This is a genomic window from Pandoraea anhela, from assembly GCF_902459655.1.
Lineage (GTDB): Bacteria > Pseudomonadota > Gammaproteobacteria > Burkholderiales > Burkholderiaceae > Pandoraea > Pandoraea anhela.
On record NZ_CABPSB010000004.1, the window covers coordinates 168,875 to 186,203 of the forward strand.

At 61.4% G+C, this 17,329-nt stretch carries 15 protein-coding genes; all 15 read right to left on the reverse strand.

The genetic code is table 11. The annotated features are described in order from the left end of the window. Nucleotides 1-39: 39 nt before the first annotated feature. Entirely contained in the window at nt 40-1,026 is a 987-nt protein-coding gene (locus tag PAN31108_RS08075; protein WP_150668360.1) for a hypothetical protein, read from the reverse strand. Between the two features lie 252 nt (nt 1,027-1,278). Then, complete coding sequence (locus PAN31108_RS08080) at nt 1,279-2,340, reverse strand: hypothetical protein (protein ID WP_150668361.1); 1,062 nt, start codon at nt 2,338-2,340, stop codon at nt 1,279-1,281. Nucleotides 2,341-2,364: 24 nt separating this feature from the next. After that, on the reverse strand, nt 2,365-5,097 hold the full coding sequence (locus PAN31108_RS08085) for an RHS repeat domain-containing protein (RefSeq protein ID WP_174994895.1): 2,733 nt from the start codon (nt 5,095-5,097) through the stop codon (nt 2,365-2,367). Beyond that, nucleotides 5,094-7,139 carry a hypothetical protein gene (locus PAN31108_RS08090; RefSeq protein WP_150668363.1) on the reverse strand — a complete coding sequence of 682 codons (2,046 nt, stop codon included), beginning with the start codon at nt 7,137-7,139 and terminating at the stop codon, nt 5,094-5,096. The genes PAN31108_RS08085 and PAN31108_RS08090 overlap by 4 nt, the downstream gene beginning before the upstream one ends. 101 nt (nt 7,140-7,240) lie before the next feature. Continuing rightward, nucleotides 7,241-8,254, reverse strand: coding sequence for a hypothetical protein (locus PAN31108_RS08095; RefSeq protein ID WP_150668364.1), 1,014 nt, complete (start codon nt 8,252-8,254; stop codon nt 7,241-7,243). Nucleotides 8,255-8,451: 197 nt separating this feature from the next. Next, a complete protein-coding gene (locus tag PAN31108_RS08100; RefSeq protein ID WP_150668365.1) occupies nt 8,452-8,907 on the reverse strand; it encodes a MaoC family dehydratase in 456 nt (151 codons plus the stop codon). Nucleotides 8,908-9,077: 170 nt separating this feature from the next. Beyond that, a complete protein-coding gene (locus PAN31108_RS08105; RefSeq protein ID WP_150668366.1) occupies nt 9,078-9,554 on the reverse strand; it encodes a DUF1178 family protein in 477 nt (158 codons plus the stop codon). A gap of 82 nt (nt 9,555-9,636) precedes the next feature. Then, entirely contained in the window at nt 9,637-10,230 is a 594-nt protein-coding gene (locus tag PAN31108_RS08110) for an NUDIX domain-containing protein (RefSeq protein WP_150668367.1), read from the reverse strand. 79 nt (nt 10,231-10,309) lie between these two features. After that, on the reverse strand, nt 10,310-10,621 hold the full coding sequence (locus PAN31108_RS08115; RefSeq protein ID WP_150668510.1) for a DUF2818 family protein: 312 nt from the start codon (nt 10,619-10,621) through the stop codon (nt 10,310-10,312). Nucleotides 10,622-10,723: 102 nt separating this feature from the next. Beyond that, nucleotides 10,724-12,193: an NADH-quinone oxidoreductase subunit NuoN gene (nuoN, locus tag PAN31108_RS08120; RefSeq protein WP_150668368.1), complete on the reverse strand. Its 1,470-nt coding sequence runs from the start codon at nt 12,191-12,193 to the stop codon at nt 10,724-10,726. A 20-nt stretch (nt 12,194-12,213) separates the two neighbouring features. After that, nucleotides 12,214-13,695 carry an NADH-quinone oxidoreductase subunit M gene (locus PAN31108_RS08125; RefSeq protein WP_150668369.1) on the reverse strand — a complete coding sequence of 494 codons (1,482 nt, stop codon included), beginning with the start codon at nt 13,693-13,695 and terminating at the stop codon, nt 12,214-12,216. Nucleotides 13,696-13,713: 18 nt separating this feature from the next. Then, the gene (gene nuoL, locus PAN31108_RS08130) at nt 13,714-15,765 is read right to left on the reverse strand and encodes an NADH-quinone oxidoreductase subunit L (protein WP_150668370.1); all 2,052 of its coding nucleotides are present in this window, start codon (nt 15,763-15,765) and stop codon (nt 13,714-13,716) included. Between the two features lie 17 nt (nt 15,766-15,782). Continuing rightward, on the reverse strand, nt 15,783-16,094 hold the full coding sequence (gene nuoK, locus PAN31108_RS08135) for an NADH-quinone oxidoreductase subunit NuoK (protein WP_023596640.1): 312 nt from the start codon (nt 16,092-16,094) through the stop codon (nt 15,783-15,785). A 9-nt stretch (nt 16,095-16,103) separates the two neighbouring features. Further along, the gene (locus PAN31108_RS08140; protein ID WP_150668371.1) at nt 16,104-16,739 is read right to left on the reverse strand and encodes an NADH-quinone oxidoreductase subunit J; all 636 of its coding nucleotides are present in this window, start codon (nt 16,737-16,739) and stop codon (nt 16,104-16,106) included. A gap of 88 nt (nt 16,740-16,827) precedes the next feature. Further along, nucleotides 16,828-17,319 (reverse strand): NADH-quinone oxidoreductase subunit NuoI, encoded by a 492-nt coding sequence (nuoI, locus tag PAN31108_RS08145; RefSeq protein ID WP_150668372.1) that lies wholly within the window; start codon nt 17,317-17,319, stop codon nt 16,828-16,830. Nucleotides 17,320-17,329 lie beyond the last annotated feature (10 nt).

Here is a 17,329-nt window from a genome sequence, read left to right on the forward strand (position 1 = left end):
ATTGCCCGGCCGCCTATCCTGGTGACATGTCATCGACGACTAACGCACGGGCGCTGGCTCACGAATCCATTGCATACGGGCTCCCGTGTCGTGCCTGCAACTGTGCGTGTTGACACGATAAGGATCGTCGCTTGGCGATGCGCAGAAGCCCAGCAACGTCTCCAGACGGCTTGATGTCGCGTTGTACGAGAACGCATGCGTCGGAAGGTAGGTCGTCGAAAACTCGAGCACATCGTCGGATAGCGAAGTATTGAGGTACTTGCGCTTCGTTGGGGTTGCGACGGAGTCCGCGGAAATTATCTCCCCGAAATAATCGTTGAGTTCATAGAATGCGAGCGGGACCGGCGCGGTGCAGGCCACCGGGTACGGCCTGAATTCGTCGCTCCTCAGGCACAAGCCACTTGCCTGGTTCCGATAGTGATACGGACCGTTCGGCAATAGATTCCGGACAAGCACACACGAGACCGCATTCGGCAACGGCGTCCCGGTACTCTTGTATCCATCGGCAATAAATGCCCGCTTGCCTGAGCCATCGTTCAATATCTGACCCACCGGCACACCGACGGACGCCGCAACGGACGTCGGTGCGATATTGCCTACTGGCCCATGCCCCGGACCGAATGAAACGATGTACTTGGCGTAGGATTCACTGCCATTGCAGTTCGGCGCCGCTTCCATTTCGATCCACATGCCTTCGTGCGCACCCACAATTTCGAACGTGTTGTAGATGTTGTCTTCGCACCCATACGGGTCCTCGTGAAAGTTGACGTATGTGCCGTCGAGCACCGAGAACGAGCACTGCTTGCCATCGCTGATGCGACGCATGACGACAATCGGCAGCGGATGATTGCTCGTGTTCGCCTGCTCCTGCATACGCGCTTTCACCTTGGCCGCCACCGCTTCCGGCGACGGTTGGGCGATGGCCGGGCCGACCGGAAGGATCGAGGCCGCTGGCTGCGTATCGGAAGGCGCCGATTGTGCGACCGCATGACCGGCTGTCGCCGCCAGCCCTGTGCAGACCAGCATCGTGATGCCAAGCCATCTGACGACGCGACTCACAACGCGGCGGAAAACGTAAGAACACGTGACGAGCGCTTTCGAATCTCGCCGGGATGCGCGAGCGCACGACGCCGGCGCACCACCAGCGAGCGCGGCCACGGGAACGCACGCTATCGCGCACGGGCGAACCTCCGCCTCTTGTCTGTGTAATCTCATCGCATCATCTCCGACTTGGGAAAACGGCTGCTGACGTGCCTCACTCCTGCCGCGACACATCTGTCACCGATTGATCACCTCGAACGACGCACGTCGGGCTTGTTGCTGCACACCATCATGAAACGCCACCACATACTGAATGATCAGACGCGAGCCATGCCTGAGCGGCATCAGCCACGACGCCGGTACTTTGGCGCGCACGCCGTGTATCGCCTCGTCTGCCGAAATCGCATGCGCGGTCTTCAGGTAATGCTCATAAGGTTGTCCGGGGGCGTCCGAACGCTCCCCCATGCACCATAGCCATAACTTTTGGCGCTCGAACGCCAGATACCAGGCGTCGAGTTCGACGGTAAGGCCATCGGGCAGCTTGTCCGGCTCGATGCGATCGCCGCCACCGAGTTCGGGCAACTGCGGGGCGCGCATATCGTCCAGATCGAACATCGAGATGGGCAAGTCGAGCGGTTTGGATACCGTCGCATTGCCCTGCCGATCCACCACGTAATCCACAGTGATATTCGTGCCGATACTGGCCGCAATCAGGAACGGCGCGATATCGAACATCAGGAACTGCGGCACGTGCTGCGGCACGCTCTGCCACGGCGTTTCGATACTGCCCTCGTCGCTCGCACCGACCCAGCGCACCTGAACCCGCTGCCCTGCCTGCATGCCTGAGTAAGCGACGTTGACCACCGCGCCACTTAACCCATGAATGGGATTCAATACGCCTTGCGCTGTGTCCCTGACGCTCGGCGGCACCAGATCGAGCGCCGGGAATAGCGACACAAGAATGAGCTTCGCTCCCGAGACCCCCACGACGTCCCCATTGACACGCTCCACCCGGTAAGTGAAGTCGTACCTTCCTTCGGCGAGTTTGCGTAACTCGGCGCCCGGATAGCAGATCGCGATCGGCTTGCCCTTGTCGTCGTCGCTCAGCTCACGTGTCATCGACGCAATCTCCTGGCCATCGATCATGCAAAAGAGGATATCGCCCGGATTCGACGTCGGCGGGAACATGGCGATGGTGGCGGGCAGCGTATCGTGATGCGCGGCCAGATACGCAGCACTCACACCGTCGGCATCGACCTCCGGGTCGACCCGCAACGCGATGAACGGGATTTTTTCCATGTCTATCACTCCCGCAACCGTGAGTTACCATCCGCCATATTTGTAGGCATACATCTCGTAGTAATTGAGTCCGCCCATGCTGATGCCGCGCAGCTCATCGGCGGAGAACCACACTGCGGGCTGAACGGGCTGCGGTAAGCCGCCGCCCGTCATCGGGACCGGCGACGCGTACATGTTGGCTTGTCCGGCGGCGGCAATGGCCGGCTCCGAGAGTTCGGCCGCTATCTGCGACCGGGATACCGATGCGGTCGCCGACGCTTCCTGTGTCGGCAGGCTGGCCGGTGCGCTGGCTCTGCGCGCCGTGCTCGCCGGCGTCGACGGACGCCCGAACGATCGCGCGCCGCCACTGCTTCGCAGACTGCTCACGCTCGAACTGCGCGCGACAGGCATGGCGATCGGCTGACTCCTTTGCGCCGACGCAGCCTTGAACGCCTCTTTCGCGGTCATCCGCTTGGTGGCGAGGTTCGTGTATGTCGTCTTGAGTCCTGGCACCGACGCAACAAACGCGGCAACGGTCAGCGCAGACCCCACAAGACCCAACACGACTGCCAGCCCGGACGTGTCTCCCGTTGCACGCAAGATGCCGCTCGACATGGTCGCCAGTGAGCCTGCCGTGCCCAGCGCAAATTTCATCGTCGAGAAAATCGAGGCCGTCACCTTGACACCATTCATGGTAGCGAGCAGTTTGGCGCTGCCTGCCGCCGCAAGCCCGACTTTCGCGCCGATTGCCTTTGCAGAAATCGTCGCAGCCGTCGCAATGGCGGTCAGTCCGCCCGCCGTGACAACCGCAGCGGCAATCGCCACCACGGCGACGGCTACCGCGGCCACGATGAGCAACCACTTCGGCACGTGCCCGCTCGGATCGATCGTATTCACCGGGTCGAGCCTCGCATAGCCGTTGTACCCTCCGCCATCGAACGGCACGAAACTATCCGGCACCATGAAGCGCGCGAGCACTGGCGAGTACATTCGCGAATTGCCCAGCCAGACCCACTGCGTCGCCGTGTCGACCATCTCGCCGTCCTGCCCTGGCACACCGTCGAGCGCTGTATCGGGCAACCGGTATCCGGACGGCGAATACAAGATTTCCCGACGCTGCCCCTGCGCATCGAGCACGTGAGCGACGCTCGATTTCCGGTCGGTGGCGTAGACGTGAAGCGTTCCCGCTTCGTCGATGTCGCCCAGGCCGCCCGGCAGATACGTCTTCGAAAAGGTGCCTCGGATTTCCGTCACCAGACGATGCTCGCGGAACATGCGCTTGCGCACAGGTTGCGACGGCATCGACACATGTGTCTGCTCATCCATGCCGTTGTAGCGGTACGCCGCCTGCTCCACACCGTCGCGTGAGACGGCGACGATCTGATCAAAGGCGTTGTACGTGACACTGTGCCCGCCCTCCACCTCGATCATGCGTCCGGCGTCGTCGTACCGGAAGGTCTGCGTTCCGTTCGCGTCGCCATAATCCGACCTCACCAGCGAGGTCAGCCGGGTCGGATCGACCGGGTTATCGTAGTGATACGTCGCGACCCCGGGCGGCTTGTCCGGGCCCTGATGCCAGGTCGTCACTTTCGTGACATTGTCGAGTTCGTCGTACTCCCATTGCTGCACCTGAATCTGCTGGTCCGGTGCGTGGGGATCGTGCGGTGCGAGCGTGCCGATGGCGTAGTAGAGGTTCGGACGCGAGCGCGTGTCATAGGAGAAGGTCTCGCTAAGCTCGACACTGTCCCCCAGCTTGCGTTCTCGGGTAACGATGCGGTCCAGCCCGTCGTATGTCTGCGAAATGGAGAAGACGGGATGGGACGGCGCCTCGAATTCGCGCAGAATTTCGCGCCCCAGATCATCGTAGGTCAGTGTCGTCCTGAGCTTGTGCGCTCCGCCCTGCTTCAGGATCTGCTCGTGCACGCGATTGAAGGCATCGTAAGTCAACTCCACATGGATGTCGGCGCATTTCACGTCGGACAAGCGGGCGATGCTGGCATCGTAGTGGTATTCATGGACTTTACCCGTGACGTCCGTGTAACTCGACGGGCGGCCCGTCAATGTCCACGTGTGTTCCGCCACGCGCTCCCCTTCGTCGTCGGCCCATGTCTCCTCGCACAGATTGCCTGCGCTGTCGCGCTTGCAGGTGTACCCGAGCACAGACGGACCTCCCGTCTGGCTAGTGGCGCTCAGCATGAGACCCGACTGGGGATCGTAGTCGTAGGCCATCCGTAGCGTGCCCGACGTCCGATGCATCATGCGTGTGGGCAGCGACGGATTGACGTCGTATACAAGCGTATCGCCCGCGGGTGTCGTCTCCTCACACGGATGCACCCGGTCGCCGTCGAACTTCCATGTCGACTTTCGTGCACCGACGGTCTGGCACACCACGCGCATCAGCCCGTCGAACTCGCGCTCGCCGACCGGCACATCGTTCACGTAAATCCCGGCGACGGCATCGTCAAGCGAATGCGGCGCATACGTGTGCTTCACGACAGTGTCGTCAGGCAACGTCTGCGTTTCGATGCGATCGGCGACGTCGTAGGTAAAGGTCGTGGTGCCGACCTCGGGCTCGGTTACGCTCACACGCCGGCCCAGCCCATCGTAGACAAACACGTGGCGACTCACGAGCGAGTCGTCAACCCGCAGACGCTCCTCGCGCTCGACCTCGTCGAATCGATTCTTCAGGCTTACGCGACGGGCGCACTCCAGTTCCCCCGCGGCAAGCCATGACGTCTGCACGCGCGTCACCGGATTGAACGTCGTATGTTCGGTCACACCGTCGGCACGAATGACTTCGGTGCGGGGGACGCCCTCGTTTCGCCCACCACCAGGCCGGTGCCGTCGAAATGCCGTGTGACGACGATGCCCGACGGGCTACGTGTCTGGTGAGTGACGTCTCCACCGGACTGCTCGGGCAGACCATACACATGTTCGACCGAAGCGGCATATGCGCGCTCTCCCGTCGCGGGTTCGACGCTTTGCCAGGTGACGCGCCCGAGTGCATCGTGCTCATAGCGGAGAATCTCTTCGTCGTCCTCGCGTCGCGTTTCCAGTCCGCTGAATACCGAACGATGCACTTTCGTATGCGTCGATGTCTCGTCGAAATCGGTGGTCGTCGTCTCGTCGATCACAAGCTCGTTACCGACGATCTCGTAGGTAAAAGTGGTCGTCGTGGCAAAACCTCCGACGGTCTCGGTCTTGCTATGCAGACGGCCATGCAACAGTGTTGAATCCGGCACGTCGTGGTAATCGAATCCGACGCTCGCATACTCGCCGTCTTTCGTGCTCAGGCACTGCGATTCGCACAGGAGATGCGCAGGCGCGCCCGGTGCCAGTGAGGACAGCAATGCGTAGCGGTAAGTCACTGTCGTGGGCGAGACGGTGTCGTCAGCGACGGCCGGCGCCCTGACGACAGTCTTCTCCTTGCGTGGCGACGCCCATACAGGGTCCGGCGGACAACCGTCTTCTCCGGCAGGGTCGTAATAGGTCGTTCTCTCGACGATGCCGTCGGGGCCGGTTTCTTCGACCGGGTTGCCCCACGTGTCGTAACGGAAGGTCCGCACGTCTTCGCGCGAAACACCGTCGCGCTCATAGCGCATGACGCGACGTGAGGGCAACTCCACCAGATTGCTTTGCTCGTACCAGGTCTGGCCCGGCACGTCATGGAAATCCTCCAGCATTTCCTGAATACAATCCCCTTGCGTGCGGCGTTCGATGCGCATGGCATGGAACCGGTCGTACTCGCGATAAATCGTCACGAGCGTCTTCCCTTCGGCGTCGAGTTGTTTCTCCGTACTGTCGAACCGGTAGTCGGTGCGCACTTTGTAGAGCGTGTCGGTGCTGTCCTCCCAATCGACGCCCGCGCCGAAGCCAAGATAGTTTTCGGTCGAGTACTCATAGGTCGAGATCCGCTGGGGCTGCCCTGCGCCCGGATCCATCACATATCGAACGACGTACGGCGTACGCTCCGGCTCTTTGTCGGGCGGATCCGTGGCGCGTAGCGGAATGGCGTGCCCATCCTCCTTGTACACAATCGTCTCGACGCTGCCGGTCGGCGATTCCACCCGCGTAAGGAACGGCAATTCCGCTTCGGTGTAGCGCGTGTAACCCAGCTTCCACGCCGCGCTCTCTGGGGTCGGCAGCGAGATCGAGGAGACCAGATCGCCCGACAGATTGAGCCGAAACGCCGCCATCGCCCCTTCGGACGTTGCCACCGAGATCGTGACGGCGGCCGCGTCACGCGACACGCTGAGCAACTCGCGATCGTCGTGATCGAACACAGCGCTCAATGCCGCATTGCCACCGAAGCTTGTCCACGCCAGCTGCATGGCATGCCCTTCGGGTGAGCGGATCTCCACGGGTACATAAGGCGACACCGGGTCGGTCGGATCGAACCGCTCCAGGCGTTCGCTGCGCCCCGAGCGGAACGTAATCAGCACGGCATTCTCGAGACGTTCCGCCTTGAATGTCGGTAGTTTTCTGTCGGGGAAAGCAATGTCGTCTTCAGAGAGTATCGCCAGATGCGTCTCGCCATTGGAGAGCGTGAGACGCTTGCTCGCCGGCGCCAGCCGCGACGTTCCCCAGGACCAGCCGATGCCCAGACCGAGGTCCACGTTTTGCATGGCGCTGAACGAAACCGACAGCACGATATCCGGGCCGGACAGCGCGTTGACGGCAATCTCCGGCATTGCGATCCGGATGGAATAGGTTCCGGTGCGGGGGTCCACGCCCTTCTCAAGAAAACTGAGAAAACTCTGCGCGCCGGAGTACAACGTACTGCTATCCGCCTGTGAGCGATGCTGACGATTCCCGGACATGGATTCCCCCTCTTCAAGCCCCGCTCTCTAGCCGCTGACGATTGCCGACCAGTGCCGACCAATGCCGATGAATGCCGATGAATGCCGATGAATGCCGACGATCACTCGAGCCCCAGGTTGAGTTGCATGGCGTCGCACTGCTCGGTGACAGTCAATCGCAGCAAATTCTGGCTCCCGTACTGATCGCGCAGACGATAAGTGACGCTCGGGCCGCGCGCTGCGCTCTGATACGGGCCCAGCGCCGGATCCGAGATGAAGGCGACCGCAGCGCAGTCGGTGCGAGGCAAGTTGTTGCGCTCGTACCGATACGACCCGATGAACTGGGTCTGCGAGTATTCGACAGCGCGAATGCGCTCGTCGCTCGTAGGCGGTCGCGCGAAGCCGCAAAACGCCCCGGTGCGCGACGTGACGGCGAGCCAGCGGAAAGCACTGGCGAACTCGTCGAAGACTTCGATATCGCGAATCTCGCGTCGCACACCGTTCACCATCAGCCCGAGGTAATACACCGTGACGTTGATACCGCCTGCGACGGCGAATTTCTCCGGGGTCTCCCACTCGGTCTGCCATGCCGAGAGCGGAGGCGGGCCACCGGTACCGACCGAGATGACATCGACCTCCCCATCGACGCTGCTGACAACGTCCGAGTAAAAGATGCGGCCGTTGTCGAGTTCGATCGAAGCCGCCAGTCGCTTGCGCGTACCTTCGGCATCGCCGGTCTGGACGTAATAATGGAAGTACTCTCTTGCCGGAGCGGGGTCGTTGGGCTGGTTGGGCTCGTGGCGCGCGTTGGATGTGCCTTGCGCAGGGGATGCCTCGCCGGGAAGCGTCGTCGCCACCGGGAAAAAATCGTACATATTGCGCTGCGTGGATGCCCCCCACTTACGCGCCTCCACCGGCACGGAAGCATCTACGAGCGGTATTTCCAGCCGGGAGATACTGTCGATGATGCGCAGCGAATCCATTTCTGCCAGCGACAGCGGGGCGTCGGCAACGATCTCGAGTTGCAGCATTACCTGACACAAGCCGTTGTTGTACAGCCGCTGATCGGGTGACCAGATATCGACCTTGAACGTCGTGACGTTTGTCGCGAAGACGCCCGGTTTGCCTGCTTGCATGACGGCACCAGCCTGAGAAGTGTCGGTCCTTCGATACTAGCCGCGCAAAACAAAGGGGCAACTGTCAACGTTGACAGTTGCCCCGCGTGAAACCCGGTCGATACGCATGGCGCGAAGGGACCGCGCACTACCGCATCGCTATCGATGATCGCGCCGACACGCCATTCGAGCGAACGGCGAATATCGTGAAAAGATGCTCAGGCGCCCCGCTTCCGGTACAACCCGGTCCCGCGAAAGCGACAGACTTCCTCGCCGTGCTGATTCGTGGCGGTCCAGAGTTGACGCACGATGCCACGGTCGGGCCGGCTCGCCGACGCCCGCACTTCGAGCGTGCTGCTTGTCACCGTCACGGTATCGCCCGGACGCACCGGCTTGAGCCATTCGATCTGTTCGACCCCGGGCGAGCCCATGCTGGCCGAGCGCGACAACAGCTTATCGACGTTCATCCGCATCATGATGCTGCACGTGTGCCAGCCGCTGGCGACCAGGCCGCCGAAGTGCGACTCGCGTCCGGCCGCTTCGTCGACGTGAAACGGCTGTGGGTCGAACTGACGCGCGAATTGCACGATTTCGTCTGCCGTGAACGTGTATTCACCGAGATCGAACGTGTCGCCGACCGCGAAGTCCTCAAAGTAGTATTCGAGCGTTGCCATCCCAACCTCCCGTGGTACGAGTGATCGATGCGAGGCCGACAACGGCCCGCGTCAGGGACATTATGCATGAGCGCCACGCGCCGGTATGCGCCTGAACATCAGGAGACCTGAGCCGTGAACGAGAGATGGGCAAACTGACGGCGCCCGCAATGGCGCGTCCGCCCGAAACGCTATTGCAGCGTTTCCTTCGCCCCGTCGGGCAACGGCAACGACATGATGTCGATGCCCTCGTCGGCAAGCGCTTCGGCTTCCTCGCGAGAGGTCGTGCCGCGAATATTGCGCTCAGGCGCTTCCCGGTAATGGATCTTGCGCGCTTCCTCGGCGAAGTGATTGCCAACGTCTTCGGTGTTCGCCATGACGTGCCGCACCGCCTTCATCCAGAGCGTTTGCAACTGCCGTTGCGCGTCGGCGACTGCCGGCGACGGCACGTTGGCGTTTGCAGCGGCATTTCCTTGCTGCGCCTCGGGGCGCGACGTCGCGCCCGACAGGTTCAGGCGCGGCGCAGACGGCATGCGCACGATCGCCGTGTCGCCGCAGACCGGGCAGCTGACCAGCCCCCGGGACTGTTGCGAGAGGTAATCGTCCTCCGAGCCGAACCAGCCCTCGAAGGTGTGCTCGTGGGCACAACGCAGATCAAAAACCTTCATGATGCGACGGGTATGGCCCTGCCCCGGCGATTGACCGGGGCGGGACCCCAAAATAATCGAAAAGTGACCGTATGACGGGAAATCAGCGCAACGGCGAACGCTCGCCGGGCTGCCAGACTCCCGATAATATCTTTTCCAGCCAAAACGCGCCGATGATCGTCTTGACGTCCGTCACCCGCCCATCGCGCACCCATTGCAGCAACTCGGTCGCCGGCATCTTGAAGACGTCCAGAAACTCGCCTTCATCGAGCTTCTGCTCACCCTTCGTGAGATCGCGCGCCAGCCAGATGTCGATGAACTCGGTCGAATAGGAAATGACCGGGTGAATGCGCGTGAGATAGTCCCAGCGCTTCGCCATGTATCCCGTCTCTTCGAGCAACTCGCGCTGACCGCACACGAGCCCGCCTTCGGCTTCGTCGAGCTTGCCCGCGGGCAACTCCGTCATGACACGCTGAAGCGGATATCGATACTGACGCTCCATGAGCACCTGATCGTCGTCGAACAGCGGAATGACCATCACGGCGCCCGGATGGGTGGTGTACTCGCGAACGGCCGTCTTGCCGTCCGGCAGACGCACGCGATCGCGCTTGATGGTCAGGAAAGCGCCGTCGTACACGGTATCGCTCTCGATGCCCGTCTCGATCAGGTGCTGATCGTCGTTTTGAGGTTGGGTCATAAGCCCTCCACGGCTGAAAATTGGCGAACCCGAAATACAAAACGCCGCCCCCTGGGCGGCGTCTTGCAAAGCCATCATCTTACGCGGCGGCCGCCGGTCGATGACGCCACAAATACCGGTACACAAACCCGGGGAACGCGAATACGACAAACAGGCTGGCCGTCACGGCGTAGAACTCCCAGCCTTGCGAGAAGACGTTGCCGATGCCCGACTCGATCAGATAACCGAGCGCGCCGACGACGAAATACGCCACCACCATCTCGATCAGACGCAGCCACAACGGCTTGGTCGCCGACTTGCGCCCGAGAATGCCGAACAGCCGCTGGTTCACGAACGGCAGGTTCGCCCCCAGCACGGCCAGCAGAATCACCAGCATTCCCCCTGCCGACATGCCCATCGTTTGTGTCTCCTGCACGGCTCAGTCTGTCAAACGACAAGGCAGATCGTTCCGATCCGCCCCGCCCTGTCCCCGAAATGATGTCTTGCGGGCAGTTTAGCTGGCCAGCGTCAGCTTGATCGTACGCAGGCACCAGTCCATCAGCGAGCCCGGCATCAGGCCCAGATAGAGCATGGCCAGACCGTTGATCGACAGCACGAAGCGCATCGTACCGCTGCCTTGCAGCGCGTTGGTGTCTTCCGCCTTGTCGAAGTACATCAGTTTCACGACACGCAGGTAATAGAACGCGCCGATCAGCGATGCCACGACAGCCACCACGGCCAGCCACACCATACCGGCGTTCACGACCGCCTGCAGCACGGCCAGCTTCGCGTAGAAGCCTGCCAGCGGCGGAATGCCCGCGAGCGAGAACATCAGCATCAGCATGACGAAGGCGAACCACGGGCTACGCTGGTTCAGGCCCTTCAGATCCGACAGGTTTTCGGCTTCGAAACCCTGACGCGAGAGCAGCAGCACGATACCGAACGTGCCGAGCGTCGTGAGCAGGTAAATCACGCTGTAGAACAGCGACGAACCGTAAGCGTCGGCAATGCCGTCGATCTTGCCGCCCACCACGCCCGAGAGCATGCCCAGCAGCACGAAGCCCATGTGCGAGATCGTCGAGTACGCCAGCAGACGCTTGACGTTGGTCTGCACGATCGCCGTCAGATTACCGATCACCAGCGAGAGCACCGCCAGAATGATCAGCATCTGCTGCCAGTCGATCGCCAGCGGCAGCATGCCTTCGACGAGCAAACGCAGCAGCAGTGCGAAGGCGCCAAGCTTCGGTGCGCCACCGATGAGCAGCGTGACCGGGGTCGGTGCGCCCTGATAGACGTCCGGCACCCACATGTGGAACGGTGCGGCCCCCAGCTTGAACGCCAGACCGGCCACGACGAATACCACGCCGAACACCAGCACGATCTTGTTCACGGCGCCCGAAGCGATCACTTCGAAGACCTTGGCCAGTTCGAGCGAGCCCGTCGCGCCGTACATCATCGACATACCGTACAGCAGGAAGCCCGAAGCGAGCGCGCCCAGCACGTAGTACTTCATGGCCGACTCGGTCGCGTTCGTCGACTCGCGCCACACAGCGGCAAGCGCGTACAGCGACAGCGACATCAGTTCCAGACCGAGATACAGCGTCAGGAAGCTGTTGCCCGAGATCATCACCGACAGGCCGAGCAGCGAGAACAGGCTGAGCACGTAGAAGTCGCCGCGAGCCAGGCCGCGGGCTTCCAGATACTTCTGACCATAGATAAACGTGACGAACGTTGCCAGACCACCGAAGGCCTTGAGCAGGTTCGACATCGGATCGGCGACGAAGACATTGCCGAACATGTAGTGCGACACCGGGTCCGCGGCGTTGCACGCCCACAGCACCGACACGACAGTCGACGTGATGAGCGCCAGTACGTAGTTGAGCTTGCGCGTCTGGCCGAGGAACGCGTCGCACATCATGATCACGAGGATCATGAGCAGCAGGATGGCCTCCGGCAACGCAGGCAGCAGATTAATGTTTTGCATGATCTAGATGTCCTCCCCGATTACGGCAGCTTGGTCTGCGCCACGTGGGCGAGGAGGTTAACCACGGAGGTATGCATCAGGTCCGTAAAAGGCTTCGGATAGATACCCATGAACAGCGTGAGGGCGGCCAGCACTGCCAGCATGAAGAACTCGCGCTTGTTGATATCGATCAGCTCGCGCACATGATCGTTGGCGATCGCGCCGAAAATCACGCGCTTGTACATCCACAGCGAATACGCAGCGCCGGTGATCAGCGAGGTGGCGGCCAGAAGCCCCACCCAGAAGTTCAGCTTCACGGCGCCCAGAATCACGAGGAATTCGCCCACGAAGCCCGACGTTGCCGGCAGACCGCTGTTCGCCATCGCAAACAGCATGAAGAACGCGGCGAACTTCGGCATCGTGTTCACCACACCGCCGTAGTCGGCGATGTTGCGCGAGTGCATGCGGTCGTACAGCACCCCGATACACAGGAACATGGCGCCGGACACGAACCCGTGCGAGATCATCTGCACCAGTGCGCCCTGCATGCCGATTTCGCTGAACATGAAGAAGCCGAGGATCGCGAAGCCCATGTGAGCGATCGACGAGTACGCCACGAGTTTCTTCATATCGGTCTGCACCAGCGCGACAAGGCCGATGTAGACGACGGCGATCAGCGCAAGCGCGACCATGAAGCCCGACAGGTAGTGGCTGGCGTCCGGTGCGATCGGCAGCGAGAAGCGCAGGAAACCGTAGGCGCCGAGCTTCAGCATGATGGCGGCCAGCACGACCGAGCCGCCCGTCGGGGCCTCCACGTGGGCATCCGGCAGCCAGGTATGCACCGGCCACATCGGCACCTTCACGGCGAAGGCCATGAAGAACGCGACGAACAGCAGTATCTGCACGTTCATCGGCAGCTTCGCGGCGTACCAGTCGGTCAGCGTGAACGAACCCGTCACGTTGTACAGATAGATCAGCGCGATCAGCATCAGCAGCGAGCCGAGCAGCGTGTACAGGAAGAACTTGAACGCCGCGTACACACGGTTCGGACCGCCCCACACGCCGATGATCAGATACATCGGGATCAGCGTGGCTTCGAAGAACACGTAGAACAGCAGGCCGTCCTGCGCCGAGAACACGCCGATCATCAGACCCGACAGGATCAGGAACGCGGCCATGTACTGCGCCACGCGCTCGGTGATCACTTCCCAGCCCGCGATCACCACGATCACCGTGATGAGTGCGGTCAGCACGACCAGCCACAGCGAGATGCCGTCGATGCCGAGGAAATAGTTGATGTGGAAGCGCTCGATCCAGGTCGATTTCTCGACGAACTGGAACGCAGAGGCCTTGGCGTCGAAATTCGAGATCAGCGGCAGCGTGACCAGGAAGCTCACCAGCGAACCGATGAGCGACAGCGCGCGTGCGCCGCCCGGATTGCGGTCGTTACCCACCGCGAGGACAACGATCCCCGAAACGATGGGCAGCCAGATGGCCAGACTCAGAAGCGGTAGCGATTGCATTGTTATTGGCTCCCCCTTTTACTTGCCGTTCAACGTCACAAACAGCGTCAGGAGCCCGAGCATGCCGATGATCATGGCGAACGCGTAGTGGTAGATGTAACCGGATTGCACGAAGCGGATGACACCGGCGAACCAGCCCACCAGACGCGCGCTGCCGTTCACGACAGCGCCGTCGATCAGGCCCTGATCGCCCGCCTTCCAAAGGCCGCGACCGATCTTGAGCGCGCCCTTGGCGAAGACCACTTCGTTGATCTTGTCCATGTAGTACTTGTTATCGAGCAGCTTGTAGACGCCCGAGAACTTGTGCTTCAGCGCTGCCGGAATGTCCGGACGCTTGAGGTAGAAGAACGCCGCGAGGATGATGCCCAGCGCCGACAACGCGATCGGCAGCGTGCCGAACGAGTGCAGCGCCATGGCCACCCAACCGTGGAACTCGTGGCCGAGTTCTTCCATCGCCGGGTGATTCTCGCCGATGAAGATCACGTCCTTGAACGCCACGCCTTGCTTGAAGAACTCGCCGAACAGCATCGGGGCGATCGCGATGGCGCCGATGATGACCGACGGAATCGCCAGCAGGATCAGGGGAATCGTGACGACGGCCGGCGACTCGTGCGGCTTCTGGCCCGGGGCCAGACCATGGTGCTCGTCGTGCGAATCCTCTTCTTCCTCGTGATGCGCGTCGTGATGATCGTGCGCATGCGCCTGACCGAAACGCTCCTTGCCGTGGAAGACCAGGAAGTACATACGGAACGAGTAGAACGCCGTGACGAATACGCTCGCGACCACGGCAAAGTAGGCAAAGCCCGAACCCGGCAGATGCGAAGCGGCAACCGCTTCGATGATCGAGTCCTTCGAGTAGAAGCCCGAGAAGAACGGCGTGCCGATCAGCGCGAGCGAGCCCAGCAGCGACGTGATCCACGTGATCGGCATGTACTTCCACAGGCCGCCCATGTTGCGCATGTCCTGATCGTGATGCATGCCGATGATGACCGAACCCGCTCCGAGGAACAGCAGCGCCTTGAAGAACGCGTGCGTCATCAGGTGGAAGATGGCGACCGGGTAGGCCGACACGCCGAGCGCGACCGTCATGTAACCGAGCTGCGAGAGCGTCGAGTAGGCCACGACACGCTTGATGTCGTTCTGGATCATGCCCAGGAAGCCCATGAACAACGCCGTGATCGCACCGATGATCGTAATGAACGACAGCGCGGTGTCCGACAGTTCGAACAGCGGCGACATGCGGCTCACCATGAAGATACCGGCCGTCACCATCGTCGCCGCGTGAATCAGCGCCGAGATCGGGGTCGGGCCTTCCATCGAGTCCGGCAGCCAGACGTGCAGCGGGAACTGCGCCGACTTGCCCATCGCGCCGATGAACAGGCAGATGCACGCCACGGTGATCAGGCGCCAGTCGGTGCCCGGGAACGACAGCGCCGCGACATCGTTGGCCTTGGCGAACACTTCGCCGTAATTCAGCGTTCCGGTGAAGGCCAGCAGCAGGCCGATACCGAGCAGGAAGCCGAAGTCACCGACGCGGTTAACCAGAAACGCCTTCATGTTGGCGTAGATCGCGGTCGGACGCGTGTACCAGAAGCCGATCAGCAGGTACGAGACCAGACCCACCGCTTCCCAGCCGAAGAACAGTTGCAGGAAGTTGTTGCTCATCACGAGCATCAACATCGAGAACGTGAACAGCGAGATATACGAGAAGAAGCGCTGGTAGCCGGGATCTTCCGCCATGTAGCCGATGGTGTAGATGTGCACCATCAGCGAGACGGAAGTGACCACGCACATCATCGTGACGGTAAGCGTGTCGACGAGGAAGCCGATCTCGAGCTTGAGTTCGCCGATACGCGCCCATTCGTAGACCGTGGCGTTGAAGCTCGCCCCGTTCAGCACGTCGATGAAGGTCATGACCGACAGAACAAAGGCGACGAGCACGCCGAGGATCGTGACCGTGTGGGCGCCCGCGCGTCCGACTTGCTTGCCGAACAGGCCGGCAATCATGGAGCCGACGAGCGGCGCCAGCGGAATCGCGAGCAGCAGGTTGGGATTCAATGTGGATGCCATAACAGCGTTCGCTTTTGTTAACCCTTGAGGCGGTCGAGATCTTCGACGTTGACCGTTTCGAGCTTACGGAACAGCGTGACCAGAATGGCCAGGCCAATCGCAGCTTCTGCGGCGGCCACCGTAAGAATGAAGAACACGAATACCTGGCCGGCAATGTCGCCCAGGTAATGCGAGAACGCGACGAAGTTCAGATTGACCGCGAGCAACATCAGCTCGATGGCCATGAGCAGCACAATCACATTTCTGCGGTTGAGGAAGATACCGGTAATGCTGATCGCGAACAGAATCGCACCCAGCACCAGGTAATGCGCTAGCGACAACGACATCATGCTGTCTCCTTATTCCGCCGCCGGCTTGTCGGTGCCGGTGGATTGCTGCCGGGCTTCGGCGGGCATCGACACCAGACGCACGCGGTCGCGCTTCTTCACGCGCACCTGCTGGCTCGGGTCGGTCTGTTTGTGGTCCTTACGGGTACGCATCGTGAGCGCAACGGCTGCCACGACGGCCACCAGCAGGATCAGACCTGCCACTTCGAAGGCGAAGATATAGTCGGTGTACAGCGCAACGCCGAGCGCCTTGGTGTTCGGCACGTCCGGCGCGGACACAGCCTTGACCGGCGCGCGCGTGGCACCGTAGCCGCGCATCAGCACGAGGGCCGCCTCGACAATCATGATCGCGCCGACGGTGCTCGCCAGCGGAATGAACTTGCCGAAGCCGCGACGCAGTTCGTCGAGATTGATGTCGATCATCATCACCACGAACAGGAACAGCACCATCACTGCGCCGACGTAGACGAGCACCAGCATGATCGCCAGAAACTCGGCTTCGAGCAGCATCCAGATCGCCGCAGCATTGAAGAAGGCCAGCACCAGGAACAGTGCCGACTGTACGGGGTTGCGCGAGGTCACGACCTTGAGGCCTGAGACCACGAGGATCAGCGCAAACACGTAAAAAAGAAAGGTTGTGAATTCCATAATCACCGGGTGTGCCGAGAATTAGCCAACGAGCCAACGTCTGTTGCCGTACCGGGCGCGCTACCCATGCACCGCGCCCTGCCCTGCCTTAACGGTACGGCGCATCGGCCGCCTTGGCCGCCGCGATTTCGTTTTCGTAACGATCGCCCACCGCGAGCAGCATCTCCTTGGTGAAGTACAGATCGCCGCGCTTCTCGCCGTGATACTCGAGAATGTGCGTCTCGACGATCGAGTCCACCGGGCAGCTTTCTTCGCAGAAGCCGCAGAAGATGCACTTGGTCAGATCGATGTCGTAGCGCGTGGTACGACGCGTGTTGTCCGCGCGCACGTCCGACTCGATCGTGATGGCCATTGCCGGGCACACCGCTTCGCACAGCTTGCAGGCGATACAGCGCTCTTCGCCGTTCGGATAACGGCGCAGCGCGTGCAGACCGCGAAAACGCGGCGACAGCGGCGTCTTCTCTTCCGGAAACTGCACCGTCACCTTACGTGCGAACGTGTAGCGCCCCGTGAGCGCCATGCCCTTGAGCAGTTCCAACAACAGGAAACTGCCGAAAAAGTCCTTGATTGCCCTTACCATGGGATTCCTC